Source organism: Thermoanaerobaculia bacterium, assembly GCA_035593605.1.
Lineage (GTDB): Bacteria > Acidobacteriota > Thermoanaerobaculia > UBA2201 > DAOSWS01 > DAOSWS01.
On the sequence record DAOSWS010000015.1, the window covers coordinates 1 to 18,700 of the forward strand.

The following is an 18,700-nucleotide window of genomic DNA, read 5'->3' on the forward strand; positions in this document are numbered from 1 at the left end:
GGGGGAAACACTGCAGCCGGACGACGAGCCTATGACACCTCGATACGCCGGGCCCTGGCGGATGGAGGGGAAATGAATTCACCGGGCGAGTTTTACGGTGGGTTTGTCCTGGGCAGTCAGGCCTTTGCCAGGGAGATTCTGAGCCGGATCAAGAAGGAAAACCGTCAAGACAGGAAGAGACGATCGCCCTGGAACGTCAGATCTCGGAATCGGATTTCTGGGTACGGATTGAAGAGGATACAGGAAAAACAAAAAGAGAACTGCTGAAGGACAGGGGAGATTTGCGAGCGGTGCTCATGGAGCTTCTTTGTCGGCAGGTGGGTCTGAGGGGGGTGGAGGTGGCCCGGCTCTGGAAATTGAATGACAGTGTCGTAAGCAAGTACAGAAAAGAATTACGGCGAAGGCTGGAGAAAGACAGGAAACTCCAAGCCTTTTGGATGTCTCTTTCAAGATAGTAAACGTTCATGTTCTGACCCTAACTGCCCTCAATCTTTGAACGAAAGATCCTTCATCCGGTCCAGGGCGGTGTAATCCGTCAGGTCGAGATGGAGCGGCGTGATGCTGATGTGCCGGTGGGTGAGGGCGTGAAAATCGGTACCCTCTTCAATCTCGGTGGGCCGGGGAATCCCGCCGATCCAGTAGTACTTCTTCCCCCGCGGGTCCACCTTTTCCATGACGCCTTCGCTGTATTGCCGCTTACCCAGCCGGGTAAACCGGACCCCGATCGGATCTTCGAAGGGAAGGTTGATATTGAGGAGCAGCCCATTTTTCAGCAGATCACGCTGCATCAGAGATTCGATGAATTCCCGAATGAAGGCGGCACTTCGTTCGTAGGGCATGGGAGAGCCGACTTCCTGGGAAACGGCCAGGGAAGGGATGCCCAGGATCGTACCCTCAAAGGCCGCGGATACCGTACCCGAGTAGGTCACATCATCCCCGATATTCAGACCGAAGTTGATGCCGGATACGATCAGGTCGGGCTTCCGGTCTTTCAGAATATGCAGGACACCAACGTTGACGCAATCGGTGGGTGTTCCGTTTACCGCGTACCTGTGTTGATCGACTTCCTGGATTCGAAGGGGGCTGTCGAGGGTGAGGGCGTGGGATGCCGCGCTTCTTTCACGATCCGGAGCGACAATCCAGATATCCCCGAGGGGAGCCAGTGCCTCGGCCAGATGACGGATGCCTTCCGCAAAGACTCCGTCGTCATTGGTGACGAGAATGATCATGAAGTCTGAACGACGTAGAATTTCAGAACCGTATCCCCTACGCGGATAATGTCTCCCGGAGTCAGCTTTGTAAGCGTGACAGCCCGCTCATTCACAAAGGTCCCGTTGGAGGAAGCCAGGTCCTTCAGGTAGTAGATATTCGGGCCGAGGATCTCGAGAACGGCATGTTTCCGGGAGATCTTCGAGTCGGGAATCTTGATTTCACCTTCCAGACGGCCGATCACTGTGATTCCGAAGGGAAGAGGATAGACCTTGCCTTTCTGCTCACCCTGGAGAACCATGAGCCGGATATCCAGATCTTTCCGGGTATATCCCTGGTGATCATCACCCGCTACGACACTCCCCGTCTGGGTACTGTCATCATCCATATCATCATTATAGCATGTGGCCGGGTAGCTAACACTCTCCAGAATCAGCCCTTTGGCCGGTGCCGTCGGACCTCCGCCCGCGGGAGGAGCTTCGTGAATAAGGGACTCGAACCAGGTCAATTCTCTCTTTCCCCGGGCGACTTCCACCATGCTTCCCACAAGCCTTCGAACCATGTGACGCATGAACCCGCGCCCTTCAACGTGAAGGATTACGCCATCACCCTCTCGATTAATGGAGGTGGAGACGATTTCACGAACGGTCGTCGCATAGAGTTTCGGATGTGTGGTAAAAGCCCCAAAATCGTGGTTTCCCGGCAATCGTTCCGCGCACTGGCGTAATTTGTCAGTCGAGATTTTCTGGGTGAAGTGATGCCATGTCGGATATAGAAAGGGAGGCACGATCTTTCCCACCCAGAGCTGGTATCGGTAGATCTTCGACAGGGCATCCTTCCTGGCATGGGCGTGGGGATGGACCTGGCGAACCTGGCGGATCCGAATGTCCCAGGGCAGAATGGCGTTCAGAGCCCGTTGAAGTTTGTCGATATCCAGATGGTCGGGAGGGGTGATGTGGGCAATCTGACCCTCGGCATGAACGCCCGTATCGGTTCGACCGGAGGCCGTAACCGAAATTGGCAGGCCGTAAATTTTCTTCAGGGCATCCTGAATGGTTTGCTGGATGGTGACTTCTCCCTGTCTCTGTGTCTGCCATCCACGATACTTCGTGCCCAGGTAGCTGATCGTAAGGAACAGCCTGAACTTACTCAACGGTTACGCTTTTGGCCAGGTTCCGGGGTTGGTCGACATCGCATCCGCGCCGCACCGCCGTATGGTAAGCAAAGAGTTGAAGCGGGACGACATTGATCATGGGCTGGAGAAGGGGGTCAAGCGTGGGCACATGGACCGTGTGATCGCACAGGGAGCTTAACCGGTCATCCTCCCGTGCGGAAATGCCGATGACGATTCCATCCCGGGCCTTTACCTCTTCAATATTCGCCATGATCTTGCTGTGATGAGGTCCCGGGGTGGCCAGGACTACCACGGGCATGGTGTCATCGATCAGGGCGATGGGGCCATGTTTCATCTCTCCCGCCGGGTAACCTTCAGCATGGATATATGAAATTTCCTTGAGCTTCAGGGCGCCCTCCAGGGCGATAGGATAGTTCACCCCTCGTCCAAGATAGAGGAAGTCCCCGGTCCGGTGGAAGGTCCGCGCCAGATCCTGGCAGATGGCGTCCACCTCGATGACCTGTTCCATGATCTGTGGGAGGAGAGGCAGGTCCTCCATGAAGGAGCGGACCTCCAGCCCCCTGCTCTGCCTGAACTTCAGGGCAAGCAGGTAGATTGAAAGCAACTGGGTTGTAAAGGCCTTGGTGGAGGCTACGCCGATCTCCGGACCGGCATGGGTATAGAGGACCGATTCGGACATCCGGGCAATCTGGGATCCCATGACGTTACAGATGGAAACGAGGCGGGCACCCCGCTCCTTCGCCAGCTGCATGGCCGCGACCGTGTCGGTTGTCTCTCCCGATTGAGATATGCCAAGGATCAGGGTTTCCGGCGTGACGATCGGGTCCCGGTACCGATACTCGGAACTGTAGTCGACATCGACATGGATTCCGGCCAGCTGCTCAAAGTAAAATTTTCCAACGAGCCCGGCGTGCCAGGAGGTGCCGCACGCGAGGATCTGAACCCGTCGAATCTCCTCGAACCCATCAAAATCAGGCAGAGAAATATCTCCATGGTCCGGCGTCAGGTAGGCCTGGAGGGTATCCCGCACGGCAATCGGCTGTTCGTTGATTTCCTTTAGCATAAAGTGACGGAAGCCTGATTTTTCGATTTGAATCGGGTCCCAGGCAAGCCGCTTGACTTCCCGCTCGATCTTGTTCCCCGCGGCATCCCAGAGTTCAATTCCTTCGGGAGAAATGCGGGCGATATCGCCGTCTTCGAGGATGATGACGTCCCGCGTGTAGTTCAAAAGGGCCGTGTAATCCGATGCCAGGAAGGATTCACCTTCTCCCAGACCGAGGATCAGGGGTGCACCCTTTCGCGTGGCATAGATGGTCTCAGGTTCTCCTGTGAAGAGAACGGCCAGGGCATAGTATCCCTGGAGACGCGTGAGGGCGCTGCGGAGGGCCTGAAGGGGAGGGGAATCATGGTTGCCGTCCTCGATGAGATGCGCAATGACTTCCGTGTCGGTGTCCGAGGTGAAGGTGTGATCTCCCTCCAGAAGGGCATCCCGAAGTTCCCGGTAGTTCTCGATAATCCCGTTATGAATGACGGCAATGGAGTTGGTGCAGTCACGGTGGGGGTGTGCGTTGTCCTCCGTCGGTTTGCCATGGGTGGCCCATCGTGTGTGGCCGATTCCGGTCAAGGCGATCGAAGAAACATGTGAAAGTTCTTCTTCCAGGACGACAATTTTTCCCGGTTTCCGGTAGATCTTCAGTGTGCCTGAATCAATGAGGGCAATTCCGGAAGAGTCATAGCCGCGGTATTCCAGGCGGTGAAGACCTTCCAGAATGATGGGGACGGCGTTGCGCGGGCCGGTGTATCCAACGATTCCGCACATCAGCTCTTCTCCTTCCGCTTCAGAACCCAGCCGGGGATGTTGCGCTGTTTCGACCGGGCCACAGCGAGGGCTCCGGGGGGGACGTCCTGGGTGATCGTCGATCCCGCACCGACGTAGGCGTCCTTCCCGACCGTAACGGGGGCAACGAGCTGGGTGTCGGAACCGATAAAGACACCTTCCTCAATGATGGTCTGGTGCTTTCTCGTTCCATCATAGTTGCACGTAATCGTTCCGCAGCCGATATTGACATTCTGTCCGACGGTGCAGTCTCCCAGGTAGGTGAGATGCCCGGCCTTGACGCCGTCGGCCAGGTTTGCCTTCTTTCCTTCCACGAAATTCCCGAACCGGACACGGTCTCCAAGGATGCATCCCGGACGCATATGGGCAAAGGGGCCGATGGAGCAGGCCTGTCCCATCGTGGATTCCGTCAGGACGGAGGAAGGCAAAACGGCCGTTTCGTCTCCGATCGCGCAGTCGGTAATGACGGAATGCGCATGAATGACGCACGCTGATCCCAGGTGGGATCGGGCCAGAACAACGCCAGGATGAATGATCGTATCCCTTCCGACGGTGGTTTGATGGTCGATATAGGTATGCTCCGGATCCAGGATCGTGACACCGGAATCCATGAGGCGCTCGTGGACCCGCTCGTAATAATAGCGATGGACCCGGGCGAGATCGGCACGTGTGTTTATCCCCTGCATTTCACGATGATCTGCCAGACGTAATGGGGAGACCACCCGTCCCTCCTGAATGGCTGCCTCAATGGTGTCCGTCAGGTAGAGTTCCCCCTGAACGTTGGTCATTCCGATTCCCGGGAGCACCTTTCTCAGGTATTCGGTGGACATGATATAGATCCCGGTGTTGACTTCACGGGTCTTCAATTCTTCCGGGGTCGCGTCGGAAAATTCGCGGATGGCGGTAACCTTCCCGTCTCCGTCCCTCAGGATCCGACCGTAGTAGCCGGGATCTTCGAGTTCGCATGTGAGAACGGTCAGGGTGGATTCAAACCGGGAATGGGTTTCCATCAGGTCGCGAAGGGTCTCCTCCTGGATCAGGGGAACGTCTCCGGAAAGTATGAGCAGATTGGAAGGGAGATCCGCATGGTCTTCCAGGACTCGTTGCATTGCGTGCCCAGTCCCACGGGGTTCACCCTGATCAACGACCATGACCGAATCCGGAAGCGTGGTTCTGACCCTATCGGCCTTATGGCCCAGAACGACGATTACCTGTTCCTGGAGCGCCAGGGCTGTATCCAGAACGTGGTGGAGAAGAGGTTTTCCGGCAAGAGGATGAAGTACTTTCGGGATCGATGAATGGAGCCTTTTCCCTTGGCCTGCGGCCAATACGACGGTTGCAAACTCCATGAAAAACTCCTGTACTACTTTTTTCTCAGTTCGATCAGGACCAGCTTGGCGACTGCCTTAAGCGTGTCGAAGACGCCGACGCCTTTGGGAGCAATGGCTTCAAAGGTTGGCTCTCCCTTGAAATTCAGCAGCCGGTACATTTCCTCCGACGCCACAGCAGTGGGCAGGTCCCGCTTGTTGAACTGAAGTGCGTAGGGAATAGATTTCAGATCCAGGCCGTGTTCCAGAAGGTTGTGCTGGAGGTTTTTCAAAGATTCAATATTGGCCTCCATGCGGGCTTCCTGCGAGTCGGCCACAAAGACGACACCATCGGCTCCCTTGAGGATAAGCTTTCGGGATGCATCATAGAAGACCTGCCCTGGGACGGTATAGAGATGGAAACGGATCTTGAAACCCCGTACCGAGCCAAGGTCCAGGGGAAGAAAGTCAAAGAAAAGGGTTCGATCGGTTTCGGTCGCAAGGGAAATTAGCTTTCCCTTTGCGTCCGGAGCCGTTTTATTGTAAACCCATTGAAGGTTGGTGGTCTTTCCACACAGGCCCGGTCCGTAATAGACGAGCTTGACATTAATTTCCCGGGCGGAGTAATTGATAAAGGTCATTCGGAGAAGAGGGCGTCGATGTCCTCGTCGGTTATCTCCGCGAAGGGGGACTCGAAACTGGTACCCAGAGCCTCACGCTCTTTTTCAACCTTGGCCACGATTTCTTCGAACACGGTCTCCAGTTCCTTGGAAGCCTTTTTTACGCGGAGGCGGACCAGCCCGAGAGAGGAACGTTCATCGAAGATGACGACCAGGATGACTCTCTGGCCTACAATGGAGATGTGAATGTTATCCTTCTCACCCTCGTGGAAAAGAACACTGAATTCTTTCTCGCCGATCAACCGCGCCAGACCGTCAGTGGCTGCCACGTTTCCGGCGGTGAGGGAAGCAAGGGATGTGGTATCCAGCGCTTCCAGCTCGCCCTGGGCGGCGATCTGTTGGCCATTCTTATCCACAAGGAAGACGACTTTAGCGTTCGCTTCGACTCGGAGTCTCCCAAGAATTTCTTTTATTTTCTGAAACTCCTCATCATACATGATGAGATCAACACCTGACATCGATGATCCCCCTTTCAGGGTAATGTTTTACCACAATTCCGACCCTTTTTGCAATCTTTACCTGACTTCTCTGCGAGCTTCGATCGCCATGGCCAGGGTAATATCATCTGCAAATTCCAGATCGGTTCCAATGGAAAGGCCTCTTGCCAGCTCGGAAAGCTTAACCGGGTAGGGCTCCAGAAGGCTTTCAATATAACGGGCTGTCACCATCCCCTCCACGGTCGGGCTGGTTGCAAGGATGACCTCTTCGATGCCTCCCCGTGCCACCCTGGAAAGAAGGGTTTCAAGATTCAGCTCTTCAGGGCCGATTCCCCGGAGAGGAGAAATCACGCCGCCGATAACATGGTAGATGCCGTGAAAGGCGTCGCTCCGCTCAATCATGGTCACATTGAGTGAATCCTCAACAGCACATAAGACCTTTGCGCTTCGTGCAGGATCAGAACAGATGATGCAGGGATCCGAATCGCTCAGGTAATGGCAGGTCCGGCAGGGACGCAGAGTATCCCGGACAAGCTGGATGGCTTTTGAAAGTGTATCGGCTTCCTCCCGGGGACAGCGAACCAGGTAATAGGCGAGTCGTTGAGCCGTTTTCTGTCCAACGCCGGGTAGACGGCGCAGGGCATCCATAAGTGCGTCCAGCGAATTCACGGAATCGGAAGGCCTCCGGTAAAACCCTGCATCATGGAGGACATTTCGGCATCCACCTTTTCTCCGGCATCGCGGAAAGCGGCCAGGACCATTTCTTCTACGAGCTCTCCATTTTCCGGGCTTAATACCTGGGGGTCGATTTTCAGAGAAAGGATGTCTTTTTTCCCATTCAGGGTCACCCGCACGGCCCCTCCTCCCGCAGATCCTTCGACCTCGAGGGTGGACATCTGTTCCTCCATGTGGGTCTGCATCTGTTGAGCCTGTTTCATAAGCTTCTTAATATTCATGGATTATTCCTCCTCCTGGGGTGGATCTGTATCTTCCCGCCTGGGAGCTTTTTGAACACCGGTTATCGTTCCCTGAAAGAAGTCCAAGACCAGCTGGACATTTTCGTCCTGACGTGCCTGCCTGTCCAGCGTGTCCCCTGCGTCTTCCTTAACGGAACAGGAAATCGAGATACTGTCCCCCAGGTGTTTTCTGGCAATGGAGAGCAGCTTTTCTCGGTTCACCGGTTCATTAAGGCGATCGCAGGTCAGGCGGGATCGTTCCGGAAAGATGAATTGAAGGGTCCCGCTGTGAACTTCGACACGGGCGTGATCCAGATAGCCGGCCAGGGCAGGATGTTGAGATTCCAGCTCGGCCATAAATCCCTGCACGCCCCCGGGATCCCCGGGACTCCTGGAACCTGATTCACCCGGGGGGAGCTGGCTTCCGGATGGTACAGCCGCTGACGGCAGGTTCGGCAGAGTCCGTTCCCCCCGTAGAATTTCCTCGAAGGAAACGAGGGCAGGTATCTCCGCAAGTTTAAGAAGGATCAATTCTGCGGATCGCGCGGGCTTCTCGCTGCGCGCAACAATCCACTGCTCCTTGAGCAGAAAGTTGTATGCTCGAAGGATGGTTTCGTAAGGGTGGTTTTCGGTCAGAGTCTGAAGGGCTTCCATCTCCGCAGGCAGAAGTTGTTCTGTCGGGCCCTTGAGGCAGATATTCAAAGCTTCACGCAGAAGCGAGAGACAGCCTTCATAGAAGAGGACCATCTGGGTTCCCTGCCGGCTCAGTTCCCCAAGACCGGCCCAGAGCTCTTCCCTCTGACCCGATAGTGCAGAATGGAGGAGCTCCCGGATCATGGAGACCGGAAGTTCACCCATCAGTTCGGCCACGAGATCATCCCGTATTTCGGGACCGCTTAAGTTCACCATCTGGTCCAGGAGGCTCAGGGCATCGCGCACGCAGCCGTCCGAGGCACGGACAATACGCTTGAGGGTTCCATCGGACGCCTTGATCGATTCCTTTGACATGACGGTTTGCAGGTACTGAGTCAGGGTCTTCCCTGGAATTGTCTGAAAGGTGAACTGCTGACAGCGGGAGAGGATGGTTGGCGGAATTTTGTGCCTCTCCGTTGTGGCAAACATGAAAATCGCGTGAGGGGGCGGCTCTTCCAGTGTCTTGAGCAGAGCATTAAAAGCGCTGGTGGATAACATATGCACTTCGTCGATGATGAAAATCTTGTACCGGTCGCGGGCGGGTGGATAAAGTACGATCTCCTTCAACTCGCGAATGTGATCCACCCCGGTATGGCTCGCACCATCGATTTCGTGCACATCCATGCTTCTACTTTCCGCTATTTCGCGGCAGGAAACACAGGTTCCGCAGGGTGTCGGAGTGATGCCCGAATCACAATTCAACGATTTCGCAAGGATTCTCGCTACCGTTGTCTTTCCGACACCCCTGGGCCCGTAAAAGAGATAGGCATGGGCGATACGCCCGGACAAAAGGGCGTTCGTAAGCGTGCGAACCACCTCTTCCTGACCGATAAGGTCAGAAAAAGTTTGAGGTCGGAAACGTCGGGCAAGGACAATATAGGACATGGATAGTATGAGCCGGGGTTTCCCGCATCGCCCGGAAACATCCCCTTATCGCTGCTTCCTTCCGGACCTGACGAGGTTCAGGGCGCTCCGCCGTGCGGACCCCGACTCAACATCGATTATACATGGAGGGGTGCGGAATTGCCAGAGAAAAAATCCTGTGCTACGTCAAGGATTGAAAAAAAATCCATTGAAAAGACGGATATCTTGTCGACATTCACGCCTCCCCTCTCCAGTGGTGCGATATACTTTATTTAGTCTGTGGAAACCGAGAACCAACAGGAGCCGCCATGTTTCAGAGAGGAAGAATATCTGCGCCGATCGGGTGTCTCATCCTGGCATTCATTCTCTTTCTGGGTGTTTTTTTTCTTATCGAGAGATATCTGAGACAGTTTGTCGACTAAGGTCTCGGCCGGCCGAAATCTGTTCAGGGAATCATTTGGATTCGAACACCTTCAGCGGTTGTTCCCATTTCGGAAACTTGGTACACTACGCGTATGAAGCCCATGACGAAAATGGCCGTGGCTGATTTCCTCCAGAAGGGGGAAATTGCCTATTTTGAACCCGATGGACACATTGAGGTCCGTTCCTGGTGGCGTCACCTCTGCACCGCCGTTGAGCAGAAAGATACTGTCTCCCACTCGTGTAACACCGAAAGTGAACCGGCTGAAATCACCCTTCATGCTTTTCCGACCATATACGGAAGATACTGGAAGATCGGCGGTTGTACGGATTGCCGCCGGATCTTTTACCACGCCCTTCCCCTGACCCTGCATGCCGAAGAGCTCACAGCAGTTAATCGGTGAACTGAAGAGCAATCACGTTATTTTCCGCGTCAACGCGGCAAAGGTGATTGGAGAAAATCGTCTGCACGATGCACTCCCTGCTCTGATCGCGGCCGCTTCCGATGAAAGTCACCTGGTGAGGGATAATGTCGCCTATGCCCTGGGGGCAATGGGAGACCCTTCGGCTTTTGACGCGCTGGTCACACTCCTCCAGGATCCCCACCCCTGGGTCCGAAAGAGTGCCGCAAAGGGCATGGGTCTGTTGAGAGACCGCAGGGCCATCCCATACCTGGGGCGGCTCCGGGATGACGACGAACCCATCGTCCGGAAATCTGCTGTCCGGTCCCTCGGATGGATTGGAGATGCATCCGCCCGAAATGAGATCAAGGGTTTCCTTCTGGATGAAAGCGCTCTGGTCCGGGAAGCTGCGGAAAAAGCCCTTCTGTTGATCACCTGATTCCATCCGCCTCCTGTTCTTTTTTGACTCGCATCCGGTCGGGTGCTACGCTTATGGAGACATCGCCCTGAGGAGGAATGCCATGCCGAATCCAGATGTGTCCCGAATGGTCAATGAGTTCATGGACATGGTCCGAATCGATAGTGAATCGGGAGAAGAAGCCCGAATGGTGGATCATCTTCTTGTAAAGTTCCGGGATCTTGGAGCCACAGCGGAAAAAGACGCCTACGGAAATCTGATTGCCCATCTGCCGGCCAGGGGAACTTCCTGTACCCGCCCCATCCTTCTCTCGTGTCATGCGGACACGGTCAAGCCCGGTAAGGGGATCGAGCCTGTACTCAAGGATGGAGTGATCCGTTCCTCCGGAGACACAATCCTGGGGGCGGATGACAAGGCTGGAATTGCGGAAATGATCGAGACAATCCGAATTGCCGAGATCCACCCTCCGCTGGAAATCGCCATCAGCAGGCAGGAAGAAGTCGGCCTTCTGGGTGTGAAAAACCTCGACTATTCCCGGTTGACCGCAACGCGGGGATTTCTGCTGGATAACGACACTCTCGACACGATTGTCATCGGCGGACCCTCCTATTTTGCCATTGACGCCGTATTTCACGGCCGTTCCGCCCATGCGGGGATGGAACCGGAAAAGGGAATCAACGCGATCGCCGCGGCAGCGAGAGCCCTTTCCGCCATTGACTTCGGTCGTGTGGATAAGGAAACCACCTGTAATGTCGGTGTGATCCAGGGAGGCTCCATTCGGAATGGTGTACCGGACCGGGCCTCCATCATGGCGGAGTGCCGAAGCCTTGACCACGATAAAGGCGTGACTCTTGCCGAATCGATCAGGGAGACGCTGATCCGGGAAGGGGAAGTCTCCGGTGCGAAAGTGGAGGTGGAAGTCAACAACCTCTGCAGGTCCGTACTTATTTCCGAGGATTCATGGACGGTGAACACGGCAAAGGAAGCCTTTCGCCGCGTCGGCATTGAGGCTTCCACCACGCTCATTACCGGTTTTACGGATGCCTCGATCTATAACAACCACGGAATTGAAATGGCGGTGATCGGCATTGGTGCCCGCATGGAACACTCTACGGATGAGCATATTCATGTGGAGGACATGGAAAGAGCAGTCCTGGCTCTCCTGGAAATATTCAAGCTCAGCTGTGATTGAGGCGCCCATGAGGTTTCTATCCTGAAGAAGTCGGGGTACGCAAAATATGCACAAGTTTTGGGAAAGTATGCGCAAATCCTGCGCACTGATTTGCGAAGTTTGCATAGTGTAACAGAATTACACACCCGAAATTCATATATCGAAATAAGTATATAGTCATAATTCTCACTATTTATTGAATTTATCTACCATAATCCCATCTTGGCATGGAAATTGCTTACACAAAGAAAACTTTATCTCGGGGGGCATTATGCATCCTGCTTCGTCTAAGTTGAAGCGTGTTTCGATTTGTATCCTCTTCTTCCTGACCTTTATCCCTGCCTTGTTTAGCTTCAAGGTGCCGGATGACATGGCACCCTTCGAGGATCTGGTCTTTGCCGATCCTTCGATGTGGGTCACAGCCCAGCATCAGGATGTCAGTGAAATTGAAGCTCTTCTCAATATGGAGCTCCAGTCCGACTGGAGACGATTCCTCGCCGACCATGAGGGTAAGTGGGTCATGGTGGTCGACCGGGTCACCGGACGGCCTGCCCACATGGAAGGAAAGGGAATCCCCTGGATTCCGGGAACCGCGAATGACCTGACGGGGTATGATCTCGGCTTTTCAGGAGATATGGAAGGGAAAGACGTTCCCCTGGAATTCCTCATAACCAGGGTGAAATCGTTCCTCTCCGAGTACCCGGGTCTCCTGAGGGTGAACATGGATAATCTGGAAGTGATACCGGCCGCCTCGGGACCGATGCTGGACTACCTTTATTTTGTTGATTTTCAGTGGACGTATGGTGGCGTTCCCGTGGATCAGGCCCATGTGGTATTCCGCCTGAACCACGGAAACCTCGTGCAAATCGGCCAGGAATATATCAGCGATTCGATCTATTCCCTGAATCCCGTTCCGAAACTATCACAGCAGGATGCGTGGGAGACCCTGTGGAATTACGTCGGGGGCCGATACGAAGAGGACACGATCATCAACGAAGGTTCCCTTCGAATCCTTCCCGTATCCCGACCTGAAGTTGTGGCCCGCACCGTCGTTCAGCCGGGCGAAGGCCTTGATTACCGTCTGGCCTATATCCTCTCGTTCCGCCGGAATGGGTACCACGGCACATGGGAAGCCAAGATCGATGCCCACACGGGAGAAATCCTCTGGTTTGCCGATGCCAACCGTTATGGGGATGCCCATGGAAGCGTCTACCCCACGGATCAGCACCCCTGGACGACGCCCAATCCAGACCCGGAAGTGGACCGGCCCTTCCCCTACGTCGATTGCGGCGGCGGTGTGTACGCCAATGCTGGGGGTATCTTTACGGGGGACTCATGCACCTCGGCACTCTCGGGGAAATATACAAGGATCAGTGATGCCTGCGGATCGATCAGCCTTTCCACGTCCACGGGAGATCTTAATTTCGGATACAGCCCCGCCACGGACTGTTCCAACCCCGGTTTTGGAGGGAGTGGCAACACCCGGGCTACCCGAACCCAGTACTACCATATTACGAATATTAAAATGAAGGCATTGACCTATCTCCCCAGCAACAGCTGGCTGAACGGTCAGATTACCGACAACGTCAATATCAACAGCACCTGCAACGCCTACTGGAGCCCAACATTAGGCACGATCAATTTCTACCGTTCCGGAAACGGATGCTGGAATACTGGAGAACTTCCCGGCGTCTCCCTCCATGAATGGGCCCACGGTCTTGATTCTAACGATGGTTCTCCCTCCGGAGACATGGGAACCGGGGAAACGTACGGTGACTTTTCCGGATCCCTCCAGACCCACGAATCCTGCGCAGGAAACGGTTTCCTTGGAACAAGCAACTGTAGCGGCTACGGGGATTCATGCCTGAGCTGTTCCGGCGTCCGGGATATGGACTATAACAAGCACAACTCGCATAGCCCCCACTTCGCGGAGGACATGACCAGCAATACCTGCACGGGATGCACAACCTATACCTGCAGTTCCAGCGCGACCTATGCCGGTCCCTGCGGCAGGGAGGGCCACTGCGAATCGATTGTATCTTCCGAACCAATGTGGGATCTGCCCACAAGGGACCTTATTACATGGGGTCTCGACGCCACAACGGCCTGGCAGCTCATGGACCGCTACTGGTACGCCAGCAGGACTACTTCGGGTTCGGTCTATGCCTGTCCGAGCGTCACGACAACCAACGGGTGCGGAACTTCCAACTACTTCACAACCTTTCGGGTCGTGGACGACTGTGACGGGGACCTGAACAACGGCACGCCCCACGCCTCCGCAATCTTTGCGGCGTTCAACCGCCACAAAATTGCCTGCACGACGGTCAACAATAACGACCAGACCAACTGCTGTCCCACCATCGTCACACCCACGATCAACGGTGCGGCGGGAAATACCCAGGCCACGATCACCTGGGGTTCGGTCACCAACGCGGCCAAGTATTACGTTTTCCGGAATGAGCTGGGATGCGACGCTGGCTTCACCAAGGTGGGGACGGTCACGGCTCCGGGGACCCAGTACGTGGATAATACGGTGGCCAACGGTGTCTCGTACTACTACCGAGTCCAGGCAATTGGCAGTTCGGAGTCTTGCTTCAGCTCCATGAGCAACTGTGTGACAGTCGTGCCCCAGCCCTGCACGACGCCCGGTGCTCCCGCCAGTGTAACGTCCTCGGTGCCCGGCGATAACCAGATCCGAATTTCCTGGAGTACGGGATCACCGGCCGGATCGAGCTACAAGATCTACCGCTCCCTCGGTTCCTGCCCGGGCAGTGCCTTTTCCTTTTATGCCACCGATTCGGCCTCTCCCTATACTGATACCCTGGTTAACGGGGGTCAGACCTATTCCTACTACGTCACAGCCGTCGATTCCACGGGCGGCTGTGAGTCGCTTCCCTCTACCTGTGTCGATGAGACGGCGACCGGAATCTGCAACACGCCCCCGACCTTTGCCGGTCTCCAGACGGTGACCAATTCGGCAACATCCACCTGCACCCTGAACCTCTCCTGGTCTGCGGCGACATCGAACTGCAGCGGTACCATCACCTACAGTGTCTATCGATCCACGACCTCCGGCTTTACACCCGGATCAACCAACCGGATCGCCCAGAATCTTTCGGGTTCCTCCTATTCCGATACCGGCAGCCTTATCAGCGGAACGACATACTACTACGTGGTTCGGGCGACCGATTCGGCCAATGGACTGGAAGAGACCAATACGGTAGAAAAGAGCGGTGTCCCCACGGGTCCGTCCTCGGTCATCTTCTCCGACAACTTCGAGGGAGGCAACCTCGGCTGGACCTTTGCCAAGGGGTCTCCCGCGGCCACTCTGGGTGATTTCATCATCGGGGATCCTGTCGGAACGACGGGGAACTACGGGGACAACTCCCAGCCCGAAGACGACCATACGCCTTCGCCCGGAGTGAACTGTATGTATACTGCAGCCAACCCGACAGCGGGCGCCGGTACCGATGACGTGGACAACGGGGAAGTCGTGACGACCTCTCCTGCCTTCAGCGGCTCAGGGTACGATTCGGTTTCTCTCTCCCTCTGGCGCTGGTTTTTCAATGAGGATACCGACGACGCAGGGGACTACTACATCCTGGAAGTTTCCAACAACAACGGTACATCCTGGACGGAGCTGGAGTCGATTCCGGATACGGTTCTGGGCACCAATTCCTGGAACCAGGTTTCCTTCAACCTCGAAGATTTTGTCACTCTTACTTCCACCATGCGGATCCGGATGCGGGTCGCCGATGGAACGGCGGTTGGAGACCTGATAGAAGCCGCCTTCGACGATATCGTGATCACGGGATTCTCTACCTGCACGACGAGCGGTGCCTGTGCTTCCGTTTCCGCGACCATTTCCTCGGCCACTCCGAATCCCGCCTGCACGGGACAGAATATCTCCTTCTCCGGAACGGGAACGGGGGAAGGAACCCTGACCTATTCATGGGACTTTGAGGACGACGGAACGTACGATGCCAACGGACAGAACGTCACCCATGCTTACGGCACAGCCAATACCTACACGGTGAGGTTACGGGTTACCGATTCCTGTGGAACGCCGCAGACGGCCACCACCACGACGACCGTCACGGTCAACACGACGCCCGCAATTCCTGCCACGCCCACGGTTTCGGATCTCGACGCCTGCGCCACGTCCGGGGTCCAGATTACCTGGACCAGTGTTTCCGGAGCCACGGGATATGACCTCAGCGTGGACGGTGCCATAACTTCCGACGTGACGAGTCCCTATCCCTACAATCCTGGAGACAATGCCTCCCACGCCTACCGTATCCGATCCAAGAATGATTGCGGGACAAGCTCCTGGTCGTCGGCGCGGAACTTCTCCGACGCCAATGGGACACCTGCCACGCCGTCGGCGCCATCGGTCTCCGATCTGGATTCCTGCGACCTCACAGGTGTCCAGATCACTTGGGGTTCGGTCAGCGGCGCGACGGGGTACGATCTCCTTGTGGACGGAACGACAACCGTGACCAACGTCACCAGCCCGCACAATTATTCACCTGGAAATTCGAGTTCCCATACGTACGCGATTCGTGCGAAAAATTCCTGCACAGGTTCCTGGTCCGGTGCAACCTCAGCGACCGACGTCAATAACGCCCCCGGCACTCCGGCTCAGCCCGCCGTTTCGGATCTGGATGCCTGTACGCTGACAGGTGTCCGGATCACTTGGGGATCGGTCAGCGGTGCGACGGGGTACGATCTCCTCGTAGACGGAACCACGACGATTTCCAATGTCACCAGCCCCTACGATTACTCACCCGGTAATAACGCCAACCACACCTATGCTGTCCTGGCCAAGACGGCCAGCTGCACCGGTAGCTGGTCCACGGCGACCATCGCTGCCGACGGGGACGACAACCTGGGAACCCCGGGAGCGCCATTGGTCAGTGATCCTGACGCCTGCGATCAGACCGGTGTTTCCATCAGCTGGAGTCCCGTGGCCGGAGCCGACGGGTACGATCTCCAGGTGGACGGCGGTACGATCGTAACTAATGTAACCAGCCCTTACACGTACAACCCCGGAAACCTGAATTCCCACACCTACGCAATCCGGGCAACGAACACCTGCGGCGATGGATCCTTCTCCGGTGCAACATCCTTTGCCGATGGGGATGATACACCCGGTACGCCGGGATCTCCCACCGTGTCCGATGTTGATGGCTGCGCTCTTTCCGGGGTGTCCATTACCTGGGGCGGTGTGTCCGGAGCCACGGGCTACGATCTCCTCGTGGATGGGACGACCACGGTGACCAACGTCACAAGCCCCTATACGTACAGCCCCGGGAATTCCGCTTCCCATACCTATGCCATCCGTGCCAAGACGACATGTCTGGGAGCGTGGTCCACGGCAACCGCCGGAGTGGATGAAAACAATGCCCCGGCTCCCACGATCTCCGGAGCGGCCGGAAACGTCTGCCCGTCCATGAGCGTGGATCTCTCCACCCAGGGTTTTGATTCGTACCAGTGGAAACTGGACGGATCCGACATCCCGGGTGCAAACAGCCAGGCCTACTCCGCAACCGCATCGGGGACCTATACGGTGGCTGTTACGTTAAGCGGATGCTCGGCCACATCCCCGGGCCATGCCGTCACGATTACACCCTGTGCTCCCAATCTGGAATACTCTCAGCACCAGTGGATCGAGGATACTGTGAACGGAGGCGGGGACAACGACGGGATCATCGAACCCGGTGAACGATGGACCCTGCGTGTCGGGATGGTCAACACCGGAAATGCCGTTGCCGTGAACCCCTATGCGGATATCACGCTTGCCAATGGAGCCGCAGACGGCACTGTCTGCATCACTCCCCTGACCTATTCGCCCGATATTCCCGCTGACGGAACGACCGAGGGCTTCGCAGACTACATCGTAGTTGTCGATGCATCCTTTACCTGCGGGGGAACGCTCTACGCCAACCTTGTGAACAAGGGAGCCAGCGGCTTTGCGGCTCCCTCCGCCGGTCCCGACGAAGCCGATGTCATTTCGATTCAGATCGGTTCGGTCGGCGGCGGTAATGATTATTACGCCGAGGATGACTTTGAATCGGGAGACCTTCTGGGCGGCACGGGAGACTGGGTCGAAGCGCAGTGGACCCTTGCCTTTAACGGTGGAATTGCCACAGCACCCCTTTGCCCCACGACATCCAATACCTATGAAGCCTACCTCGGAGCGAGGACGAATAACCCCCGGAATCACACCCTCACTCGTTCCATCACCGCCGATGGAGCTACTTCCGGAACCCTCCACTTCGTCTATCAGCTGAACAACACGCTGGATAGCGGAGAGTACTTCCAGGTCAGCATCGACAGCGGATCGGGATACCAGGCCATTCTGGGGCCTATTACGCAGGGAGCCGGTTCCGGGATTTGCGTAACGGAAGATCTCGATTTGACCCCGTACCTGCCCGCGACAGCCCTTTCGATCCAGTTTCATCTCTATCAGGGCAACAGCTCCTCGGAGTGGGTCACTTTCGATGAAGTTCAGGTGACATTGACAGGAGGAGGTACACCTAACTGCGACATCGGGACGGGATCCTGCCCGGTCCTGACCGCTCCCGAAGTCTCCGACCCCCATGGCGCCGGCTGGCCCGGTGACGCCCTCCTCGTCACAAAGGGATCTTCTTCCAACCTGGTCAACCTGGATTTCGAGGACGTTTCCATGTCTTCCTACAACGTCTACGTCAGCAAATATCCAACGACCACGGAAACCGAACCCTTCCGCGTATTAAGCGCCGATGACGGGACCCACTACTGCGATGCATCCCCATCCTGCGACGGGACAACCTGTACCCTGTCCGACGTTGACCTCTGCGGTTCCGGGACGATCAACAACTGTCTGGTAGACCAGCCGACCCTCTTCATCCTGGTGACGGCGGATGTCGGTATTGTGGAGGGTGCCCTCGGAGAGGATTCATCCACGAATCTCCGCACTGCGGATGACTGGTGCGTCGGCCCCTGATTATCTCCTTATCGTAAATCAAAAACACCCCGCTTCGGCGGGGTGTTTTTATCTTCAGACATGACGGCCAAACGATAGGTATCGTTCCGGGGTGTTTTTTGGACAATCAGTAATATGTCCCGGTAGCCACAGGTTTGCTACATGTGGCGTCGTGTGCGAATATACCGACCAAGATGACAGAACC

General features: G+C 56.0%; 14 protein-coding genes and 1 other RNA gene. 5 read left to right on the forward strand and 10 right to left on the reverse strand.

Annotation, left to right across the window (positions count from 1 at the left end):
- The coding region (locus PLD04_08700) for a hypothetical protein (protein HXK68412.1) at positions 1-267 on the forward strand (267 nt) is incomplete at its 5' end.
- A 218-nt stretch (positions 268-485) separates the two neighbouring features.
- Here the strand turns inward: PLD04_08700 and surE are convergent.
- The 10 genes from surE to ffs all read right to left on the reverse strand — a co-directional run bounded on the left by surE (position 486) and on the right by ffs (position 9,246).
- Complete coding sequence (gene surE / locus PLD04_08705; protein ID HXK68413.1) at positions 486-1,229, reverse strand: 5'/3'-nucleotidase SurE; 744 nt, start codon at positions 1,227-1,229, stop codon at positions 486-488.
- Entirely contained in the window at positions 1,226-2,362 is a 1,137-nt protein-coding gene (gene truA, locus PLD04_08710) for a tRNA pseudouridine(38-40) synthase TruA (GenBank protein ID HXK68414.1), read from the reverse strand. Before truA ends, surE begins: the two co-directional genes overlap by 4 nt.
- Positions 2,355-4,163, reverse strand: a complete 1,809-nt coding sequence (glmS, locus tag PLD04_08715) for a glutamine--fructose-6-phosphate transaminase (isomerizing) (GenBank protein ID HXK68415.1) — start codon at positions 4,161-4,163, stop codon at positions 2,355-2,357. Before glmS ends, truA begins: the two co-directional genes overlap by 8 nt.
- Positions 4,163-5,530 carry a bifunctional UDP-N-acetylglucosamine diphosphorylase/glucosamine-1-phosphate N-acetyltransferase GlmU gene (gene glmU, locus PLD04_08720; protein ID HXK68416.1) on the reverse strand — a complete coding sequence of 456 codons (1,368 nt, stop codon included), beginning with the start codon at positions 5,528-5,530 and terminating at the stop codon, positions 4,163-4,165. The genes glmS and glmU overlap by 1 nt, the downstream gene beginning before the upstream one ends.
- Positions 5,531-5,544: 14 nt before the next feature.
- Positions 5,545-6,129 carry a GTPase domain-containing protein gene (locus PLD04_08725; GenBank protein HXK68417.1) on the reverse strand — a complete coding sequence of 195 codons (585 nt, stop codon included), beginning with the start codon at positions 6,127-6,129 and terminating at the stop codon, positions 5,545-5,547.
- Positions 6,126-6,626, reverse strand: coding sequence for a roadblock/LC7 domain-containing protein (locus PLD04_08730; GenBank protein ID HXK68418.1), 501 nt, complete (start codon positions 6,624-6,626; stop codon positions 6,126-6,128). The genes PLD04_08725 and PLD04_08730 overlap by 4 nt, the downstream gene beginning before the upstream one ends.
- A gap of 57 nt (positions 6,627-6,683) precedes the next feature.
- A complete protein-coding gene (gene recR / locus PLD04_08735) occupies positions 6,684-7,274 on the reverse strand; it encodes a recombination mediator RecR (protein HXK68419.1) in 591 nt (196 codons plus the stop codon).
- Positions 7,271-7,561, reverse strand: a complete 291-nt coding sequence (locus tag PLD04_08740; protein HXK68420.1) for a YbaB/EbfC family nucleoid-associated protein — start codon at positions 7,559-7,561, stop codon at positions 7,271-7,273. Before PLD04_08740 ends, recR begins: the two co-directional genes overlap by 4 nt.
- Positions 7,562-7,564: 3 nt before the next feature.
- Positions 7,565-9,139 (reverse strand): DNA polymerase III subunit gamma/tau, encoded by a 1,575-nt coding sequence (gene dnaX, locus PLD04_08745; protein HXK68421.1) that lies wholly within the window; start codon positions 9,137-9,139, stop codon positions 7,565-7,567.
- Positions 9,140-9,146: 7 nt separating this feature from the next.
- Positions 9,147-9,246: signal recognition particle sRNA small type (gene ffs / locus PLD04_08750), an RNA gene on the reverse strand.
- Between the two features lie 387 nt (positions 9,247-9,633).
- Here ffs and PLD04_08755 point away from each other — a divergent pair.
- The 4 genes from PLD04_08755 (at position 9,634) to PLD04_08770 (ending at position 18,516) form a co-directional block, all read left to right on the forward strand.
- Positions 9,634-9,942 carry a hypothetical protein gene (locus PLD04_08755; protein HXK68422.1) on the forward strand — a complete coding sequence of 103 codons (309 nt, stop codon included), beginning with the start codon at positions 9,634-9,636 and terminating at the stop codon, positions 9,940-9,942.
- Positions 9,911-10,378, forward strand: a complete 468-nt coding sequence (locus PLD04_08760) for a HEAT repeat domain-containing protein (GenBank protein ID HXK68423.1) — start codon at positions 9,911-9,913, stop codon at positions 10,376-10,378. The genes PLD04_08755 and PLD04_08760 overlap by 32 nt, the downstream gene beginning before the upstream one ends.
- Before the next feature lie 82 nt (positions 10,379-10,460).
- Positions 10,461-11,549, forward strand: coding sequence for a M20/M25/M40 family metallo-hydrolase (locus PLD04_08765; protein HXK68424.1), 1,089 nt, complete (start codon positions 10,461-10,463; stop codon positions 11,547-11,549).
- A gap of 250 nt (positions 11,550-11,799) precedes the next feature.
- Positions 11,800-18,516 carry a PKD domain-containing protein gene (locus PLD04_08770; protein ID HXK68425.1) on the forward strand — a complete coding sequence of 2,239 codons (6,717 nt, stop codon included), beginning with the start codon at positions 11,800-11,802 and terminating at the stop codon, positions 18,514-18,516.
- Positions 18,517-18,700 lie beyond the last annotated feature (184 nt).